This is a genomic window from Wolbachia endosymbiont of Protocalliphora sialia, from assembly GCF_053891855.1.
Window position 1 is genome coordinate 64,996 of record NZ_JAIUJX010000003.1, and the last position, 16,817, is coordinate 81,812.

Consider the following 16,817-nt stretch of genomic DNA (forward strand, 5'->3'; position numbering starts at 1 on the left):
AAGAGGAGCCGATAGATGAAAAAGGTTCTTAGGAGTTTGTTAGAAGAATTTGTATTAATTCTCCAGGTTCAAACAATATGCTAGATTTTGACTATAAAAATCTTTGTACTTATAGACTGCTTTGCAAGTAATCATTACTGAAAGGTGCTTTCATGCATTTTTTACCTGAGTGCAATAAGTATAATTCATTGAGTTTCCAAAATTGATAATGAAGAAAAGTATTATTCGTCTAGTAAAGGCAATTCAATATTCTTGTGAAGGAATAAAATCAGCTTTTATATCAGAAGTTGCATTTAGACAGGAGTTACTGCTTTTTATAGTATGTGTTTCAGCTTTATTTGTTTTAGATGTAAGTAATTTAGAACGTGCAATAATGGTAAGTAGCCTATTTTTGGTGTTAATTGTAGAAATTATCAACACTGCTTTTGAAACAACAATTGAGCGTATTTCCAGTGAACAACATATACTTTCAAAAAAAGTGAAAGATCTAGGTAGTGCAGCAGTTTTTCTCTCATTAATTAACTTCTTGATAACATGGATGATAATATTGATATGAATGTTATTAAGATATATTTTCAAATTCACCGATTAAGACTTGCATATCTTGTGGTAAATCAGAAATAAATTCTATATATTCTTTACTTTTGGGATGATATAAGCCCAGCGTGTGAGCATGTAGTGCCTGTCTGTTGAAGTTGCGAATAAAGTCAGAATTTTTAGCATATTTTACACTTTTACTACTATTTTTTCCGTAAACTTGATCACCTACTATAGAATGTCCTATGCAACTCATGTGTACTCGAATTTGATGTGTTCTACCTGTCTCTAAAGTACATTTAACCAAGCTTGCTTGCCCTATAATTTTCTTCACTGAGTAATGAGTGATTGCTAATTTGCCTGTTGTTTTTGTAACGCACATCATTTCTTTATTACTGCGTTTTGGAGCAATATTGGTTTTTATTGTTCCTTGCAGATTAGGTAATGCTCCCCAAATTACTGCTAAGTATTCCCGTTTTATTTTACGATTTGATAGCAGCTCAGACAAGAAGCTGTGGGATTGTTCATTTTTTGCAATTACCATGAGTCCACTAGTATCTTTATCAAGCCTGTGAACAATTCCTGGTCTTGTATTTATATATGGAATTTTGCCAAGGTGAGCGATCACTGCATTCAGGAGTGTATCATTGTTTGTTCCAGCACCTGGGTGCACTGTTAATCCACTTTGCTTACTCAGAACTATAATGTCCTCATCTTCGTAAATGATATCAAGCTTTATATTATAGTTAGGTTCAATTGATATGGATATGTCAGGTTGAACGAGATGTACTATATACTCTTCACCTAGTTTTACTATGTGGTCATTATTAATTATCGGTGTGCCAAATAATGTTACCCGCTCATTTTGTATCAATCTTTGTGCTTTACTGCGCGATATGTTGCACTTTTTAGCTATGTAGGTATCTAGCCTTTTCATTACTAACAATATCTAAGACTATATCTATAGTAGCTACCTTGAATAAGCTTCTTTAAATGCTTCGCGAACATCTGGATCCACAAAATCAACTTTTGTGTTAGGTTGAGCTTGAAGCCCATCTTGTTTCTGGATATTAAAAGTCATTTGAGAGCCATCTTTCCAGTGGATTATTACCTTGTTATCAAAATTTCTTAATGTTACCTCACTGACTTTTTCTCCCTTATCATCTTTTTTTTCTTCCAACTTAATAGATTCTAATAAATAGAAGAAAAACTCACTTGCTTTGCCATTAATTTTTTTTTTCCATTCATCTGCTTTTTCTTGTTCAGATAATTCTTTTTCCAATTTTGCATTTTCTTTCTCCAGTTCTTTTGTCCTTTTTTTTGATTTTAATAGTCTATTTTTCTCTATTGCTTTTCTCTCTTCATCTTGCTGTTCTTCAAGAGGAGAAGGAGGAATAGCACTGTCTTCATTGCTAGTAGGTTCGTTTGTTTGTTTATTCTTTAATTCCTCTAGTTCATCTTTTACTTTTTTTAGTTCTTCTTCTAATTCCTTCTTTATCTTTTCCGCTTCTTCTTCTTGCTTTTTCAACATACAAAAAAAATCGTTGTCGTTGCTAATTATTTCTTCTCTAGATTGAAAAAAGCCAACAAATCTGCTTGGTTCAAATCGCTCAACCTTATCTTCAGCGATTTTAATAGTATTCTCTAAACTAGAAAAAATGCTTTCAATGTTTAGTGAATTTGTTCTTTTTGCCAACCCTTTAGCTTCGCTTAAAATGACCATCATTTCCTTACGCAACTTATCTAAATCTTTTTTGATGTCTCCTCTAATTCCTTGTAGATGAACAAGTGTTTCTTGAATTTCATCATTTGCAGGCTTTAGAAGGCTATTATCAAGTAGATCTTTAACTTCATCTAGCTGCTTATCAAATGAAGCAACAATTTTATCTGTAAAATCAGTCAAGTGCTTATCAAGTAATTTTATCAATCGAGATATAGAATCATTTTCTTCCTCATCTTTTGTCTTTTTTTCTATTACCGATACAACCCCACCTCTTCTGAATGGAAAGAGAATATCCAAATTGTTAAACTTTTTAACAATATTATGATTATTGTTTATCTCATTGTTTTTTAGCTTGCTGAATGTTATACATATCCCAACAATAGCAATGATACTAGCCAGTGCAACTATGGCCCATTCCAAATCCTGAACCTTGGCAAAGCTAAATCTATTTTGTATTAATGCGCCAACTATAATTACAGTGCTAATTATATATGGTATGGTAAGAAAAATGGCCTTATTTTTATTCTCTTGTCTTTGATCATCTAATGTTTTTTTTTGATTTTCAGAAATTGGCAAAATTATTGAAAAGTTTGCTTTTTTGCGACCTATAAGACTTAAATTTGGTTTTATCTCTATTTTTAGAGCATTTTCAGCAAGTTCACTTATCTCGTTGTCTTTGCCACCTCTAATTTTATCATTTATTAATTCCTCTATCGGCTTTTTTCCTTCTTTTATCTTCTGCTTATGCATATATCTCATAGCAGAAGAGGCTACAAAAGTTGTTAAAAGAATAATAGAAACCAAAGTGTAAATTGGCATGAATGTTGGGTTAAAAATATCTGTAATAAAGCTTAAATTATTACTAGTTATTATTATTGCAGCTACATAAGCCAAAGAAAATTGAAGCCAAGTATTTACAGCCGCTATGGGCAGAGTGTTACTTACAGAATACTTTCTTGCTGCACGCCATAACCTAGGAAAAAAACCAATAGCATCATCTATTTTGGCAAAATTATGATCTACTTTAACATTGAAAGGATTTGTTGTATCTAAAGGCATAAATTTCCTTGCATCCTAATTAAGTAATTATATATAAATGATACTTTAAAAACAAGTTTTTGGCTTATGCCAAGGACGATTAGAACGGACTTTGCTAACCTTTATGCCACTATTTGCTAGCCAAACAGAGTGTGTGCCATATGCCTCTAAGTCAGAGTATTTGATGATTTTAGTATTGCAAGCTGGATAGTTAAACTTGCTTAACTGAATTACTAGATCGACATTGTTACAATTTTCTAAAATATCTTCTCTTTTGTGAGCTAGCAACACTGACTTATTATTTCCTTTATTATATGTACAGTCATAATCATTACATTTTAGCCTTTTGTTTGAATTACTGAATTTAGTATGATTCACAATTTGATTCTGCCCGTTTTGCTTTGCCCACGTTTTGACAACAAAATTTCTGTTTTTTCTAGTAAGGGAATATAGTAAATTGTCATCTTCTTTTACAGCAAGATTATCAGCACTGACTAGAATGTCAGGAGTTGTATACATAGCGCTAGAGAAAATACCTAGCACAATAAAGAAAATTCCAAAGAAACGCCAATTCCTTTCCCACAAGCATAACCATAATAGCCCAAGCGTTATTATAATAATTAATGAGGCAGGAAAAGTGCGAATAGGAATAACCAAATACTGAAGACTGGCAATTGCGTTTGTTATATATAAAACGCTGTCAATTGGGCGTTCCATGAGAGGCGTTATAATCCACTGAGTACCTAAAGGAATCAATAAAACATAGATTATTCCAAGTGGAATAATAATGAGTGTAACTATTGGTATAGCAATCAAATTTGTGATAATGCCACTGATTGAAAAATAGTTAAAATTGTATATTGTGTACGGAACAGTTGCTAAACTTGCTATTATTGAGCTGATCATTATCGACATAAAATATTTTATTATTTTTATTTTGAATAACTTATTAGCATTGATCTGATAGCTGGCAACTAGTGCCAAAACAGCAGAAAATGACATTTGAAAACCTGGCTTTAAGATTGCTTCTGGCTCCACTATGAGTATCACCGAAGCAGCAAACGCAATTGCTATTAATCCTCGATATTTCCTTTCTATGATTATTGCAACAAGTACCAAGATCACCATGATGTAGGCACGCTGAGCAGAAATTTGCATACCGGTAATCAACAAATAAAAGGTAGTTGGCAAGATAGTAAAGAATGCAGATATTTTTTTAGTGTTATATTTAAGAGTCAAAGTTTCAGATATTGCAAATAAATTACGGAATACTATAAAAAATAGACCAGCAACAAACGATAAATGTAAACCAGATATAGCGAATAAATGTGCTATACCTGAATCTCGTATCGCATTCATAGTTTTTTGATCTATCCCGTCTTTTTTGCCAATTAATAATGCAGAGATTATGTCCGCGTGTGGCTTTTTGGTATTTTGCTGTAGGTTTTCATAGATATATTGACGGAAAGATTCTATATACTCTTGAAATTTTCTTGCTTCAGCCTTTTTGTACAGGACTATTTTGCTTGTTGCAAAGCCTGTTGCACTTATTTTCTGATAATATGCTATTCTTGCAAAATCATATGCATATTCCGAAGGCGCAATTTTTGGAGGAAAGAGTTTTGCTGATAATTTTACTTGATCCCCTATTTTAATGCCTTCTTCCGCTTTGTTCTGATGTTATCTAGAGCTCTATACGGTGTCATTCCAGCGCGTAACGCTGGAATCCATATCTTTTTTTTCTGGATCCCAGTATCAAGTACTGGGATGACAGGAGAGGATTTTGAGGTAGTAGAGACAGAAAGCAGAAATTGTTTGTATGAGCCCCTGTTATTAATATCCTTCACTGTAGCAACAATATCTTTCACATACCTTTCCTTATCAAGAATGTGAGTATTAACTGAATCTGTTCTGAATTTGCTGGTTGTAAATCCTATGAGCACTGCAATTAAAGAAATGCATAATATTGCGTATTTCCTGTATAATATTGCAATCAGAATTAGTATAGGTGAAAGCAAGAGAAAAATAGATATAGTGAAAGCACAGCTTGGTTCAAAATTTAATGAGAAATAGGTTAAAATTCCTGCACACTGAAAAACAGGGAACCACAATATCAAGTTATATTTTTCATTGCACAGATTGTTATGTATATAATTTACTATCATGTTAAGAAAGGTTAATAGATATATAAATATATGTAATAGTGTGATTTTATTCTTTTATTTATTATTATTACGCATATAATAATAAATAAGCAACGACGCGGGATGGAGCAGCTCGGTAGCTCGTCAGGCTCATAACCTGAAGGTCGTAGGTTCAAATCCTACTCCCGCAACCATCTTTCAATTGTACAAACATCGCGATTTCTCTTATTATAATAGCAATGGTATTTCTGACTCAAAGCTTGTTTTTGACCTGTAGGCTCAATCGCAACATTCAGTAAAAAACTTAAGGTATTTATTGGTGAATTACATTAAATTATAGTGGCTGCATGTCTTTTTTATTTTTTCTACATTTAGCCAAATCACGCTTATTAGTACATTATCAATTTAAATTATTAAAACTCGCTATTCGGGACTTCTTTTGCCTTTTTTCTATTTGGTTGGATGATTTTATAAATTAATTAAAATATTCATAATATTGATTTCTTATCACAACAATGCTATTATTAAGCTAATATTACTTTTAGTGAGGTGTGAGCAATGGTTGATGTAGCTTTTATTGGTGTAAATACAGTTATTGATAACGGATACAGAAGAAAAATAAAACTCGTTATGTCAGGGTTATTTTTAGCTGTATCAGCAGCAACTGCTGTTTGGTTTATCTTTCCTGGATCGCAAAATGTACTTGCTCCTTTCTTGCTTCCAGCTATATTCCTTCTTTTGACCCTATCTATGGGATATTATACGTTTCTTTTTGGTTGTGAGAAAAAGTCTGTAGTAGAGAATGTTCTTGGTATGGTTGAACCTGCTGAATCAGTTAAGAGGGTGCGTTGCCAAGACGAGATCGAATCTTTGCTAGCAGAAACAAGAGATATTACAAAAAGTAAGTTTTGTAACGTACTGATTAATCTTTGTTTTGAGGATCGTAGCAAAGCGCACAAACTTGCTTTATATGTAAGAGACATTGATAGCGTTGCATCCTCGATAAAAGACGAGGATCTGTTAAATCACTTTGATCAATTTTTTACCATAACTGAAGCAAGCAATAAGAATATTAGAAATGAGCTAATTAATCGCGCAAGAATATATAGAACAATAAGTGAAAAACCTAAAAATGAAATACAAAGTTTTTTAGATAATCAAAAAGAGAGTCTTTCATATGAAATAATGTCACCTAAAATTGACAATTTTTTGCTACAGGCTGGTATGGTAACTGTTTAAACTAGCAAAAGTTCAATGCGTGTAGCTAAGTTTTTGCAATATCAATAATTTCATTTTGTACGTGATTATCACTTTTTGTTTCAATTTTAGTAATAACACTGCACCTTTTGGGTTCTTTTTTAGCTATTTCTTGAAATCCTTCTCGAACTTTATTATAAAAATCAACGTTCATCTCTTCATATTTATTTTTGTCTTTTGCTCTGCTGAGTCCAACTTGAACATCAATATCTAAAATAAATGTGATATCTGGATATTTAATTTCCACTAATTTGTGTAAGTCTCTTATTAGACTTAAGTCAACACCTAGTCCATACCCTTGATACGCAATAGTTGAGTCAATAAACCGATCACAAATCACTATTTTCCCTTCTAAAAGAGCTGGCAATATTAATTTTTTCATATGTTCGTGCCTCATCGAGATAAGCAGCAAGAGTTCAGAAATAGGATCAATATTATCCTTAAGTAGTAATCCTCTTATTTTTTCTGCAAAATCAGTACCACCTGGTTCTCTAGTCAATACGACATTATTTTCACCGTGAATTTGCTTGAAATAATTTGCAAGTAACTCAGACTGTGTTGTTTTACCAGAACCATCTATTCCTTCAAAGGTTATGAACATAAATTTTATAATTACAATGCTAAATGCAAACAGTTTACATAGAAACCATTTGACATTTAAGCAATAAGATCATAAATTATGGTATACAATTCTCTATGAGCTATGGTTACGCTAGACACTCCTAAGATAAATTTAGACTTTACTGCAAAGAATTTCAATCTCCTGGGAGTGGATAACAAATATTATACATTAAGTGACTGCTATGGGGAAAATGGTCTCATTGTAATGTTTATATGCAATCACTGTCCTTACGTTCAATCAATTATTAGCAATCTAGTAAGCGATGTTAATTTGTTAAAAAAAGATTATCAGGTAAACACCGTTGCAATCATGCCAAATGATGTAAATGAGTACCCAGAAGACTCCTTTGAAAACATGATTAATTTTGCCAAGGAAAATAAGTTTACATTTCCATATTTGATTGACAATAACCAAGAAGTAGCTAAAGAGTATGGTGCTGTTTGTACCCCTGATTTTTTTGGCTTTAATTCCAAACTAGCCCTCTGCTATCGCGGGCGTTTTAACAACACAAAAAAAGAGAAAGTTCAAAATTACGAAGTAGGAAGTAGTGATTTATTTCAAGCCATGAAATTTATTGCAGAAACTAGCAATCCTCCAGTTGACCAAAAATCAAGCATTGGTTGTTCAATAAAATGGTCTAATTCTACAGGTTGAATATTATGCACAGCGGCTCTCAGCATTTGTTTGATATTATAATTTTACTCTCTGCTGCTGTGTTTATAGTCATAGCGTTTTGGAAAATGAATATTAGCCCAGTACTTGGTTACTTTGTTGCAGGTGCGTTGATTGGTTCTCATGGGTTTAATCTGATAAATTCAGTTGAAGTAATGGATAACTTTGCAGAGTTTGGCGTAGTTTTCCTATTGTTCATTATAGGTCTTGAATTGACATTTGAACGCCTTATCGCTATGCGTAGGCATGTGTTTGGGTTTGGTTCCCTTCAAGTTATAGTTACCATGATAGCAATATGGTGCATTGCTCTTGCCTTTGGAGTAAATACAAACATGGCAGCAGTTATCGGTGGTGGACTTGCACTATCCTCAACAGCAATAGTGTTGCAGGTTCTGCAAGAAAAGGGTTCTCAAGCAAGCCAAGTTGGTAGATTGTCAATAGCAGTGCTACTAATGCAGGACTTTGCAGTGGTACCTCTAATAGTACTAGTGCCTCTGCTTACTGGCAATTCTGAACACAGCTTAATAAGCTCGTTGGCAGGCTCATTAGTGCAAGCAGCTATTGCATTGGTGTTGATATTTGTAACTGGTAGGTTATTACTGAGGCCATTGTTTTCGGTTATTGCCAAAATGGAGAGTAATGAGATCTTTATATCAACAACACTTCTGATAATATTAGGATCAGCATTTATTACTGAACAATTTCATTTATCAATGGCATTAGGCGCATTTGTTGCTGGGTTACTAGTTGCAGAAACAGAACACAGGAATTCGGTAGAGCATGCAGTATTGCCATTTAAAGACTTATTTCTTGGTTTATTCTTTATGACTGTTGGCATGTCTATTGATATTGACCTTTTACTCAATAAGTTACCACTCGTTACTTTATTATCAATTATCCTTATCGTTTTAAAGACGTCCATTATATATACATTGTGTAGATTTTTTGGATTTAGAAGTGCACCTGCAATACAAGCTGGATTACTGCTTGCACAAGGCGGTGAATTTGCATTTATTTTATTCCGTTTAGCAGATGAATTAGATGTACTATCAAGTGAAATCGCTCAAGTGCTTATGATGGTAACTACAGTAACTATGGCTTTTACTCCTCTTTTATCGGGAATAGGAGACTGGATAGCAAATTCATTTAGCACTGAAAAAATAATACTAGACGATGAAGCAATCGAAACAGACACACAAGATCTTTATAACCACGTAATAGTTGCCGGGTTTGGTAGAGTGGGATATATGGTAACGAAAATGCTTACTGCAGAGCATTTAAGTTATGTTGTTGTAGATATTCAATCAAAAATAGTGAAAGAAGGAAAAAATGACAGTTTCCCTATATATCTTGGAGATGCTACAAGATATGAAATTTTAAAATCAGTAGGAATAGAAAGAGCTCAAGCTCTTGTGGTTTCAATAAAGAACGAAGTCACTATAAAGAAAATAGTTTCTCTAGTTGCAACAAACTTCCCGTATGTAAATATTATAATACGTTTACCAGATTTGAATAATGTGGAGGTTTATAAAGATCTAGGGGCTAGTAAAGTTATTCCCGAAACGTCTGAAATTGGATTGCAGCTAGGTGGAGCAGCATTAAGTTTAAGTGGTATTAGCGAAAGCGGAGTTACATCTTTAAAAGGTAAATTCAGAAAAGGCAACTACAGTATGTTAAAAGACCTTGGTAGTGATAAAGATGAATAATCCTCTATCACTTTAATTAGTGACCAGAAAAACACATTTAATTAAGCAACTATACTCTCTAGAAAGGTGAAATTGACCTTATTGTAACTATGAACAAAATAATAATAAAAAAATTTGGTGGTACTTCGCTAACTGACTTAAATCGAGTTGCAAATCTAATAAAAAACGATATTGAAAAAGGTTATAATGTAATTGCTGTTGTATCTGCTGCTGCAGGATTCACTGACCAAATGGCTTTTCAAGCCAGGCAAATTTCAAATTTAAATTGTAGACAAGAGTTATCAGAGTATGATGTCCTGCTTTCAGCAGGAGAACAAATCTCTTGCGGGTTATTAGCTATCACTCTTCTGTCTGTTGGAGTTAATGCTAAATCATGGCTCGCCTGGCAGTTACCAATTCTAACGGATAATTTTTATTCTGAGTCTAAAATAAAAAAGATAAAAATTGACCATGTAAAAAGATCTTTTGCTGAGGGTTATACTGCTGCAATCATTGCTGGTTTTCAGGGTATATACGATGATAGAATCACTACTTTTGGTAGAGGAGGATCTGACATCTCAGCAATTGCCTTTGCTGTAGTCTTTGGTATTAGGACTTGTGAAATTTTTACTGATATTGACGGAATATATACAGCAGACCCAAAAATTGTTCCAAGGGCACGCAAGCTTAAATCTATCTCTTACAATGAAATATTGGAGATGTCGTCATCTGGTGCTAAAATATTGCATAATCGTTCAGTACAACTTGCAATGAAGCATAATATTAAGGTGCAAGTGTTATCCACTTTTGAGGAAGTAGAAGGCACTACAGTACTACACGAAAAAGATGTACTGGAAAGATACTTAATTACTGGAATAACTTATAGCACTCACGAAGCTCTTGTAACTTTTACTAACTTTGCAAATACTCTGGATACTTTAAGAGATATAGCAGGAGCAAACGTTAAAGTTGACATGATACATGGGTCAAGCTTTTTGATTTCTAAATTTGATGTTGATTTAATGACAAAGTTATTGAACAAAAATGAAAATTATGTCGTAAACAATAATATAGCTAAAATTTCAATAATTGGTATTGGTATTATGTCTAACACTGAAGTGATGTACCGCACACTCAAGGTTTTAAGCGAAAAAAAGATAGAAATACTTGCTGTCACAATGTCCGAAATCAAGATCAGTATAGTTGTTCAAAAAAAACACGCTGAGGCTTTAATTAGAGATTTACATACCGAATATGAGCTTGATGTATGAGACAGCACGCTTGAAATTTATTTACTTGATAATTCAACAAACTTGAAAGAGCAAAGATAGTTATTGAAATTATCTTGATTTACATCGGTTATCCAAGTTTGACATTGAATGCTTAACACCTCCTCCATTAACACCTTTCTGTAATCTTTATCCAGATGCGACATTATATCGTCAAGCAGAAGAAGAGGTGCTTTATTGTAGTAAATACACCTTGCTTTTACACTGGATAAGATGATAGAAAGCAGTAATAGCTTTTGCTCTCCAGTAGAACAAAGATTTATTGGCATGTCCCCTTTTTGGCAAAAAACCCGAAAATTATCATTATGTACAGAAAAGGTTACTCTACCAGTTAATGAGTCTTTTTCTCTGTTTTCCTTTAGACGATTCTGAAAATATTCTGCAGTATCGTTCAAAGTTAGCTGACTGCTAAATTTCAAACTTGCCTTTGGAAAAAACTCACAAGAATGGTTATCAATTGTGCCCTGTAGTATTTTTAAAACAGACAAACGCATACGTAAAATATCAACTGCATTGGTAGCCATGACATTTTCAAGGCTAGAGAGCCAATTTCCGTCTAAAATATTCTCTCTAAGCAGTTTACTTCGCTCATGTTTAGCTTTCCTGTATTTCATATAGCAATAAGTGTAATTTTCTTCAAACAGTGAGACGATACGGTCTAAAAATTTTAATCTGTCGCTCGGAGAATTAAGAAGAATATAGTCCATTTGTGGAATGAGCCATATTACATTGGATATTCTATACAGAGATGAATAACTTGATTGTGTTTTTCCATCAATTTGTATTAGTTTATTATTAAGATTCTTTCCTATACCAATTGAGTTAAAGTATGTTCCATTAAAAAAGTCATAATGCACTGCCCAATCTTCATTACTGAGTCTATTTTGCATCTCACTAATTTTTACTTTTTTCATGCCATTACTTTTAGCAAGCAATGAGATTGCTTCAAGTATATTAGTTTTACCAATACCATTTTGACCAGTTATTACAACCGATCTATCGTCTAAATCCAGTTCGAAATTTGAATGACTACGGAAATTATGTAATTTCAATTTTTTTATATAGCAATGGGTAGCCATTCTTTAATTTATATTCTGCTTACTTCCTCTAAAACCTCATCAACATGTCCACTCACTTTTACATTTTTCCAAATCTTCACTACTTTGCCTTTTTTATCTATTAAAAAAGTAGTACGCTCTACTCCCATATACTTTTTGCCAAACATACTTTTCTCTACCCAAACACCATACTTTTCCAACATTTCAGCATTTTCATCAGAAACTAAAGAAAATGGCAGAGAATATTTTGCTTTGAAGTTAGCGTGGCACTTAACGCTATCTTTTGATACACCAATTATCACTGTGTCAAGAGAAGAAAAATTTTCTATATTGTCTCTAAAGCCTTTTGCCTCCATTGTGCAGCCCGGAGTATCGTCTTTAGGATAAAAATAAAGAACTACATTTTTTTTATTAAAAAATTCACTCAGTGATAAAATCTCACCAGAATCTGTTGGCAAGCTAAAATCAGGTGCATTATTTCCTATTGTTAATTCCATACTTTGCTCCATTATTAACACTTTTATGGTACTATATTATATTGTAATAGGAAGGGAGGATAAATGAAAGTAGCTTTTCAGATGGATGAAAGTATAAATTTTGAAGCTGATACTACATTTTCATTAATAAAAGAAGCGCAAAGAAGAAGGTACGAAATTTTTGTTTATGTACCTAATAATTTAGCACTCAAGTTAAATCAGCCAATTGCCCTTTCTCAGAAAGTCAGCGTTGATGATTGTAGCTTCATTTCAAAAGAGGATGTAGTAATCAACCTAAATGAAATGGATATCATATTTATCAGACAGAATCCACCATTTGATATGCGGTACATTACAACAACCTATATCTTAGAAAAGACTACTGCGTTAGTAATAAATAATCCAACAGAAATAAGAAACTGTCCTGAAAAATTAATTACTTCACTATTTCCAGAGCTAATTCCTCCAACTTTGATCACTGAAAATATATCGATGATTAGAAATTTTTGTCACGACTATCAAGATATCATCTTGAAACCACTATATAGCTATGGAGGAAATGACGTAATAAGAATACAAGACCAAAATAGCATTCAAGTGGTAGTCGATCTCATGATTGCAAAATATGAATGTCCTGTAATTGCACAAGCATTTTGTAAAAAGATAAATACAGATAAAAGAATACTGCTACTGGATGGAAAGCCAATAGGAGTAATGAAGCGAGTTCCAAAATCTAGCGGAGAAATCAGAACAAATTTGAGACTCGGAGCAAGTTTTGAGCCTGCCCAAATGAATGATAGAGACAACGAAATATGTAATAAAATTGGTCCTGAGCTAAAGAAAAGAGGGCTAATATTCGTTGGCATTGATATTATAGATAACTTCCTTCTTGAAATTAACACAACTTCGCCTACGGGAGTAGTTTATATCAATAAGTTGTATAGTAAATCACTAGAAAAAGAACTATGGAATGCATTTGAAGAAAAAGCAATTCGTCAACTAAGTTCTTGAGCTATTGCCTTAATAAATTCAGTAACTCCATTCCTTATTCTTGTTTTCTTAGTATTATTAGCCATATCACGCAATTTTTGACAATTTTGCAATAAATCAACTAGCAACTCTCCTAGATTCTTTTTCGCGTTACTATTTTGCTCAAACATTACAGCTGCTCCCGAATCTTCAATATGTTTTGCATTATAAAATTGATGGTTATCTTTTGAGTGAGGATAAGGAATATATACAGCAGGACGCTCAGCAAGAGTAATCTCTGCTATTGAAGTTGCCCCCGCTCTGCTAATTACCAAATGAGCATTGGCCAGTTTATTTTCCATATCATCGAAAAACTCACTTAACTCACAATCAATTCCTTCACTTTTGTATAGACTCTTGACCTTGTTTATATTTTTCTTCGTACATTGCTGCGTTACTCTAATCCTCTCTTTTACTTCAACAGGTAGATCACAAATTACGCTGCTCACTACATCATCAAAAAAATTTGCACCCTGACTGCCTGCTATTATTAACACGTTTAAAACTGTTTCAGCTCTAGAATAGCCTTGTGCTTCTATATCGACAAAATTTCCTGTAAAAACGCATTTACTACCTTCTGCATACTTAGTCTCTGGAAAGCTAGTTGCAATTAATTTTGCACTCTTGAAAAAGAATCTATTTACTCTCCCTAAAACTATATTTTGTTCATGTAAAATTATAGGTATAGAAAAAATCTTTGCTGCAAAAAGAGTTGGAAAAGAAGCGTAGCTACCAAAACCAATGATTAGCTTTGGTTTTAATTTTCTTGTTTGATACAGTGCTAATACACAACTATACATTAACAAAAAGAGAAACTTCAATTTGTTGCCACTTGGCTTGCACAATGGTAAAATATAACTTTCTATATTGATGGTTTTTTGATCAGTGAATAATATACAATTGTGCCCTTGTACCTTTAGTGCTTTTGCTAAGGTTATAGCTGGAAAAACATGCCCACCTGTACCGCCTGTTGCTAGAATAATATCCATCTGTAAATAGCAATTTGATAATAGATTATTAATCATTTTTTAATAATCTGCATGTAAAATTTTATCAAGCTTTATGATAGTTGAGTTAAAAATGCCTAAAAATAGTGACAGTAAAAAAGAATCTAACGTAAAAAATAAGCCTCAAGAGCAAAGCAGAAGCGGAGGTTTATTAAAAAACATAATAAAAGCTCTTTTTAACTCAGTTGTTGATCTACCTCAGCAAGAACAACTCAATAAAAATATTGATAGACAACAAGGTTTAGAAAGTAAAAGAAAAAGCCCAGAGGATCTTAATCAGGAAAAAAAGCTTGAAGTGAAAGAAGCCGCTGAAGGGTTAAAAGAAAAGTTAGAAAAATCTGATATTGGTAATCAATCTATTAGAATTGAATCGCCTAATCAGGATAATTGTAGCTCTAAAACAATGAATCGTTAGCTTAACTATTTAACGATTCACCATCTGCGGCAAGTACTGATTCGTGTATAATTTCCGAAATAGTTGGATGAGGAAAAATCGTAGATTTTATGTCGCAGTCTGTTCCCTCTAGTTGCTTTGCAAGAGCGAAATTGCTAATTAACTCTGTTACTTCCGCTCCTATCATGTGAGCTCCAAGAAGTTCGCCTGTTTTTTTGTCTATAATTGTTTTCACTAAACCTTCAGTTTCACTTAGTGCAATAGATTTACCATTAAAGTTGGAGTGAAATTTTCCTACTTTTATATCGTATCCACTTTTTATTGCCTGTTCCTCAGTAAGGCCAACGCTTGCTACTTGCGGATGAGAGTAAGTGCAATTTGGTATGCACTCTTTTTTTAACTTATGAGCATTTTTACCAGCAATTTTCTCAACACAGATTACAGCTTCATGACTTGCTTTATGCGCTAAACATGGGGGACCAGCTACATCACCTATTGCATACACACTTGATTCACTTGTTTCATACCACTCATTCGTTTCAATGAAACCAGAAGGACTCAACTTAATTTTTGTATTTTCTAAACCTATATTTTCAGTGTTTGCTTGAACGCCAACTGCAACAATTACTCTATCGAATTCTTTATTATCACCACCACTTAGCTGCACTTGAACAGAGTCTTTATTTTTAGTGAAAGTTTTTATACTATTGCTCGTATATATTTTTATTCCTTGTTTTGTAAATATCTCTTGTACTAAATTTGAAATGTCTTTATCTTCCAGCGGCAAAATAGTGTCTTTTACTTCTATAATTGTTACATCAACCCCTAAAGTACTATAAAAACTTGCAAATTCTATTCCTATCGCACCAGAACCTATGATTAGTAGCGATTTTGGTAACTTCTTTGGAGTCATAGCGTGCTGCGCATTCCATATTAAATCTCCATCCGCCTCTACTCCAGGTAGATTTCGCGCTCTAACACCTGTTGCTAAAATGATATGATTGGAAGAAATTTCCTCCTTCTTTTTGTCATTAAGAATTTTTACAGTACGATTACCTGCAAGTTTACCAAAGCCTTGATGAACTTTGATGTTATTTTTTTTCATCAAATATGCAACACCGCTTGACAATTTATCAACAACGTTTCTTGAGTATTTCACTATTGATTGTATATCAAAACTTGCATCCTTTACTTTTATGCCAAATTCTTCTGATCTTGTTATTAACCTATAAATTTCAGATGCTCTAAGTAGCGATTTTGTTGGTATACACCCCCAATTTAAGCATATACCACCCAAATTTTCTTCCTTTTCAACAATTGCAGTTTTAAATCCAAACTGCGCCGCTCTAATTGCTGCTATATAACCACCAGGACCGCTGCCTATAACTGTAATATCATACTCATTCATCAGCTTTCTTCGTATTCAAAAAGATTATATATAACAGATGGAACCCGTATAATCAATGCTCAGGTGCATAGAAGCGGCTTGACAAACCTTCCCACTTTTCTTCTTATATCAATAAGAGTATTTATCCTTATTTTTAATCTCCGCGGGTTTAACAACAAAACTCAGATATTTATTGGCAGATTACATAAAAATTATAGCGGCTGCATGTTTTTTAAATTTTTTCTACTTCAGCCAAAACACGCTTGTTATCACATTATCAATTTACATTATTAAAACTCGCTATATAGGGATTCTTTTGCCTTTTTTTACTTAGTAAATTTATTAATATCTATAGCTAAAGCTTCAGGCCAGCACTTGATGCTGGAATCCAGAAACCTTTACTACAAATAAGCATATTGAGCACAAAATTATTCTAAAACACAACGTTTTTGGTGAGATTATGGACAAACTTAATCCCAGTATCTGGGCACTAGGATGA

The 16,817-nt window shown here is 33.2% G+C and carries 14 protein-coding genes, 1 tRNA gene and 1 pseudogene; 8 read left to right on the forward strand and 8 right to left on the reverse strand.

All coding sequences use genetic code 11. The features are described 5' to 3' along the window. Positions 1 to 208: 208 nt before the first annotated feature. Positions 209 to 556, forward strand: a complete 348-nt coding sequence (locus LB100_RS02280) for a diacylglycerol kinase (protein WP_264336504.1) — start codon at positions 209 to 211, stop codon at positions 554 to 556. Positions 557 to 562: 6 nt separating this feature from the next. On the opposite strand, the gene LB100_RS02285 is transcribed toward LB100_RS02280, so the two are convergent. The 3 genes and pseudogenes from LB100_RS02285 to LB100_RS02295 all read right to left on the reverse strand — a co-directional run bounded on the left by LB100_RS02285 (position 563) and on the right by LB100_RS02295 (position 5,463). Further along, positions 563 to 1,474 carry an RluA family pseudouridine synthase gene (locus tag LB100_RS02285; RefSeq protein WP_456201278.1) on the reverse strand — a complete coding sequence of 304 codons (912 nt, stop codon included), beginning with the start codon at positions 1,472 to 1,474 and terminating at the stop codon, positions 563 to 565. A gap of 33 nt (positions 1,475 to 1,507) precedes the next feature. Next, positions 1,508 to 3,319, reverse strand: a complete 1,812-nt coding sequence (locus LB100_RS02290; protein WP_456201279.1) for a hypothetical protein — start codon at positions 3,317 to 3,319, stop codon at positions 1,508 to 1,510. A 45-nt stretch (positions 3,320 to 3,364) separates the two neighbouring features. Beyond that, a pseudogene (locus LB100_RS02295) lies at positions 3,365 to 5,463 on the reverse strand (ComEC/Rec2 family competence protein). Positions 5,464 to 5,559: 96 nt separating this feature from the next. Between LB100_RS02295 and LB100_RS02300 the strand changes: the two are divergent. Both LB100_RS02300 and LB100_RS02305 read left to right on the forward strand, forming a co-directional pair. Continuing rightward, a tRNA-Met gene (locus tag LB100_RS02300) sits at positions 5,560 to 5,636 on the forward strand. 364 nt (positions 5,637 to 6,000) lie between these two features. Beyond that, positions 6,001 to 6,681 carry a hypothetical protein gene (locus tag LB100_RS02305; protein ID WP_213863870.1) on the forward strand — a complete coding sequence of 227 codons (681 nt, stop codon included), beginning with the start codon at positions 6,001 to 6,003 and terminating at the stop codon, positions 6,679 to 6,681. A gap of 25 nt (positions 6,682 to 6,706) precedes the next feature. Here LB100_RS02305 and tmk read toward each other — a convergent pair whose 3' ends face one another. Next, positions 6,707 to 7,300, reverse strand: coding sequence for a dTMP kinase (gene tmk / locus LB100_RS02310; RefSeq protein ID WP_264719830.1), 594 nt, complete (start codon positions 7,298 to 7,300; stop codon positions 6,707 to 6,709). A gap of 102 nt (positions 7,301 to 7,402) precedes the next feature. Between tmk and LB100_RS02315 the strand changes: the two genes are divergently transcribed. The 3 genes from LB100_RS02315 (at position 7,403) to LB100_RS02325 (ending at position 10,949) form a co-directional block, all read left to right on the forward strand. Then, positions 7,403 to 7,975, forward strand: coding sequence for a thioredoxin family protein (locus LB100_RS02315; RefSeq protein ID WP_264330936.1), 573 nt, complete (start codon positions 7,403 to 7,405; stop codon positions 7,973 to 7,975). Between the two features lie 5 nt (positions 7,976 to 7,980). After that, positions 7,981 to 9,699: a monovalent cation:proton antiporter-2 (CPA2) family protein gene (locus tag LB100_RS02320; RefSeq protein ID WP_456201280.1), complete on the forward strand. Its 1,719-nt coding sequence runs from the start codon at positions 7,981 to 7,983 to the stop codon at positions 9,697 to 9,699. Positions 9,700 to 9,788: 89 nt separating this feature from the next. Beyond that, the gene (locus LB100_RS02325) at positions 9,789 to 10,949 is read left to right on the forward strand and encodes an aspartate kinase (RefSeq protein ID WP_264330934.1); all 1,161 of its coding nucleotides are present in this window, start codon (positions 9,789 to 9,791) and stop codon (positions 10,947 to 10,949) included. Between the two features lie 17 nt (positions 10,950 to 10,966). On the opposite strand, the gene recF is transcribed toward LB100_RS02325, so the two are convergent. Together recF and bcp are read right to left on the reverse strand one after the other, a co-directional pair. After that, the gene (recF, locus tag LB100_RS02330; RefSeq protein ID WP_264330933.1) at positions 10,967 to 12,046 is read right to left on the reverse strand and encodes a DNA replication/repair protein RecF; all 1,080 of its coding nucleotides are present in this window, start codon (positions 12,044 to 12,046) and stop codon (positions 10,967 to 10,969) included. Between the two features lie 8 nt (positions 12,047 to 12,054). Beyond that, positions 12,055 to 12,522, reverse strand: coding sequence for a thioredoxin-dependent thiol peroxidase (gene bcp, locus LB100_RS02335; protein ID WP_006013317.1), 468 nt, complete (start codon positions 12,520 to 12,522; stop codon positions 12,055 to 12,057). Positions 12,523 to 12,585: 63 nt separating this feature from the next. On the opposite strand from bcp, the gene gshB reads away from it, so the two are divergent. Continuing rightward, complete coding sequence (gene gshB / locus LB100_RS02340; protein ID WP_416647604.1) at positions 12,586 to 13,512, forward strand: glutathione synthase; 927 nt, start codon at positions 12,586 to 12,588, stop codon at positions 13,510 to 13,512. Here gshB and LB100_RS02345 read toward each other — a convergent pair. Next, a complete protein-coding gene (locus LB100_RS02345; protein ID WP_456201281.1) occupies positions 13,497 to 14,519 on the reverse strand; it encodes a UDP-N-acetylglucosamine--N-acetylmuramyl-(pentapeptide) pyrophosphoryl-undecaprenol N-acetylglucosamine transferase in 1,023 nt (340 codons plus the stop codon). The genes gshB and LB100_RS02345 overlap by 16 nt on opposite strands. A 73-nt stretch (positions 14,520 to 14,592) precedes the next feature. On the opposite strand from LB100_RS02345, the gene LB100_RS02350 reads away from it, so the two are divergent. Continuing rightward, positions 14,593 to 14,952 carry a hypothetical protein gene (locus tag LB100_RS02350; protein WP_456201282.1) on the forward strand — a complete coding sequence of 120 codons (360 nt, stop codon included), beginning with the start codon at positions 14,593 to 14,595 and terminating at the stop codon, positions 14,950 to 14,952. A 1-nt stretch (position 14,953) separates the two neighbouring features. Here LB100_RS02350 and lpdA read toward each other — a convergent pair whose 3' ends face one another. After that, positions 14,954 to 16,339, reverse strand: coding sequence for a dihydrolipoyl dehydrogenase (lpdA, locus tag LB100_RS02355; RefSeq protein ID WP_456201283.1), 1,386 nt, complete (start codon positions 16,337 to 16,339; stop codon positions 14,954 to 14,956). Positions 16,340 to 16,817 lie beyond the last annotated feature (478 nt).

Excerpts from the sequence above, each read along its gene's own strand:
- LB100_RS02280 (WP_264336504.1), top strand. The coding sequence starts at position 209 with ATGAAGAAAAGTATTATTCGTCTAGTAAAGGCAATTCAATATTCTTGT.
- LB100_RS02285 (WP_456201278.1), bottom strand. The coding sequence starts at position 1,474 with ATGAAAAGGCTAGATACCTACATAGCTAAAAAGTGCAACATATCGCGC.
- LB100_RS02290 (WP_456201279.1), bottom strand. The coding sequence starts at position 3,319 with ATGCCTTTAGATACAACAAATCCTTTCAATGTTAAAGTAGATCATAAT.
- LB100_RS02305 (WP_213863870.1), top strand. The coding sequence starts at position 6,001 with ATGGTTGATGTAGCTTTTATTGGTGTAAATACAGTTATTGATAACGGA.
- tmk (WP_264719830.1), bottom strand. The coding sequence starts at position 7,300 with ATGTTCATAACCTTTGAAGGAATAGATGGTTCTGGTAAAACAACACAG.
- LB100_RS02315 (WP_264330936.1), top strand. The coding sequence starts at position 7,403 with ATGGTTACGCTAGACACTCCTAAGATAAATTTAGACTTTACTGCAAAG.
- LB100_RS02320 (WP_456201280.1), top strand. The coding sequence starts at position 7,981 with ATGCACAGCGGCTCTCAGCATTTGTTTGATATTATAATTTTACTCTCT.
- LB100_RS02325 (WP_264330934.1), top strand. The coding sequence starts at position 9,789 with ATGAACAAAATAATAATAAAAAAATTTGGTGGTACTTCGCTAACTGAC.
- recF (WP_264330933.1), bottom strand. The coding sequence starts at position 12,046 with ATGGCTACCCATTGCTATATAAAAAAATTGAAATTACATAATTTCCGT.
- bcp (WP_006013317.1), bottom strand. The coding sequence starts at position 12,522 with ATGGAATTAACAATAGGAAATAATGCACCTGATTTTAGCTTGCCAACA.
- gshB (WP_416647604.1), top strand. The coding sequence starts at position 12,586 with ATGAAAGTAGCTTTTCAGATGGATGAAAGTATAAATTTTGAAGCTGAT.
- LB100_RS02345 (WP_456201281.1), bottom strand. The coding sequence starts at position 14,519 with ATGGATATTATTCTAGCAACAGGCGGTACAGGTGGGCATGTTTTTCCA.
- LB100_RS02350 (WP_456201282.1), top strand. The coding sequence starts at position 14,593 with ATGATAGTTGAGTTAAAAATGCCTAAAAATAGTGACAGTAAAAAAGAA.
- lpdA (WP_456201283.1), bottom strand. The coding sequence starts at position 16,339 with ATGAATGAGTATGATATTACAGTTATAGGCAGCGGTCCTGGTGGTTAT.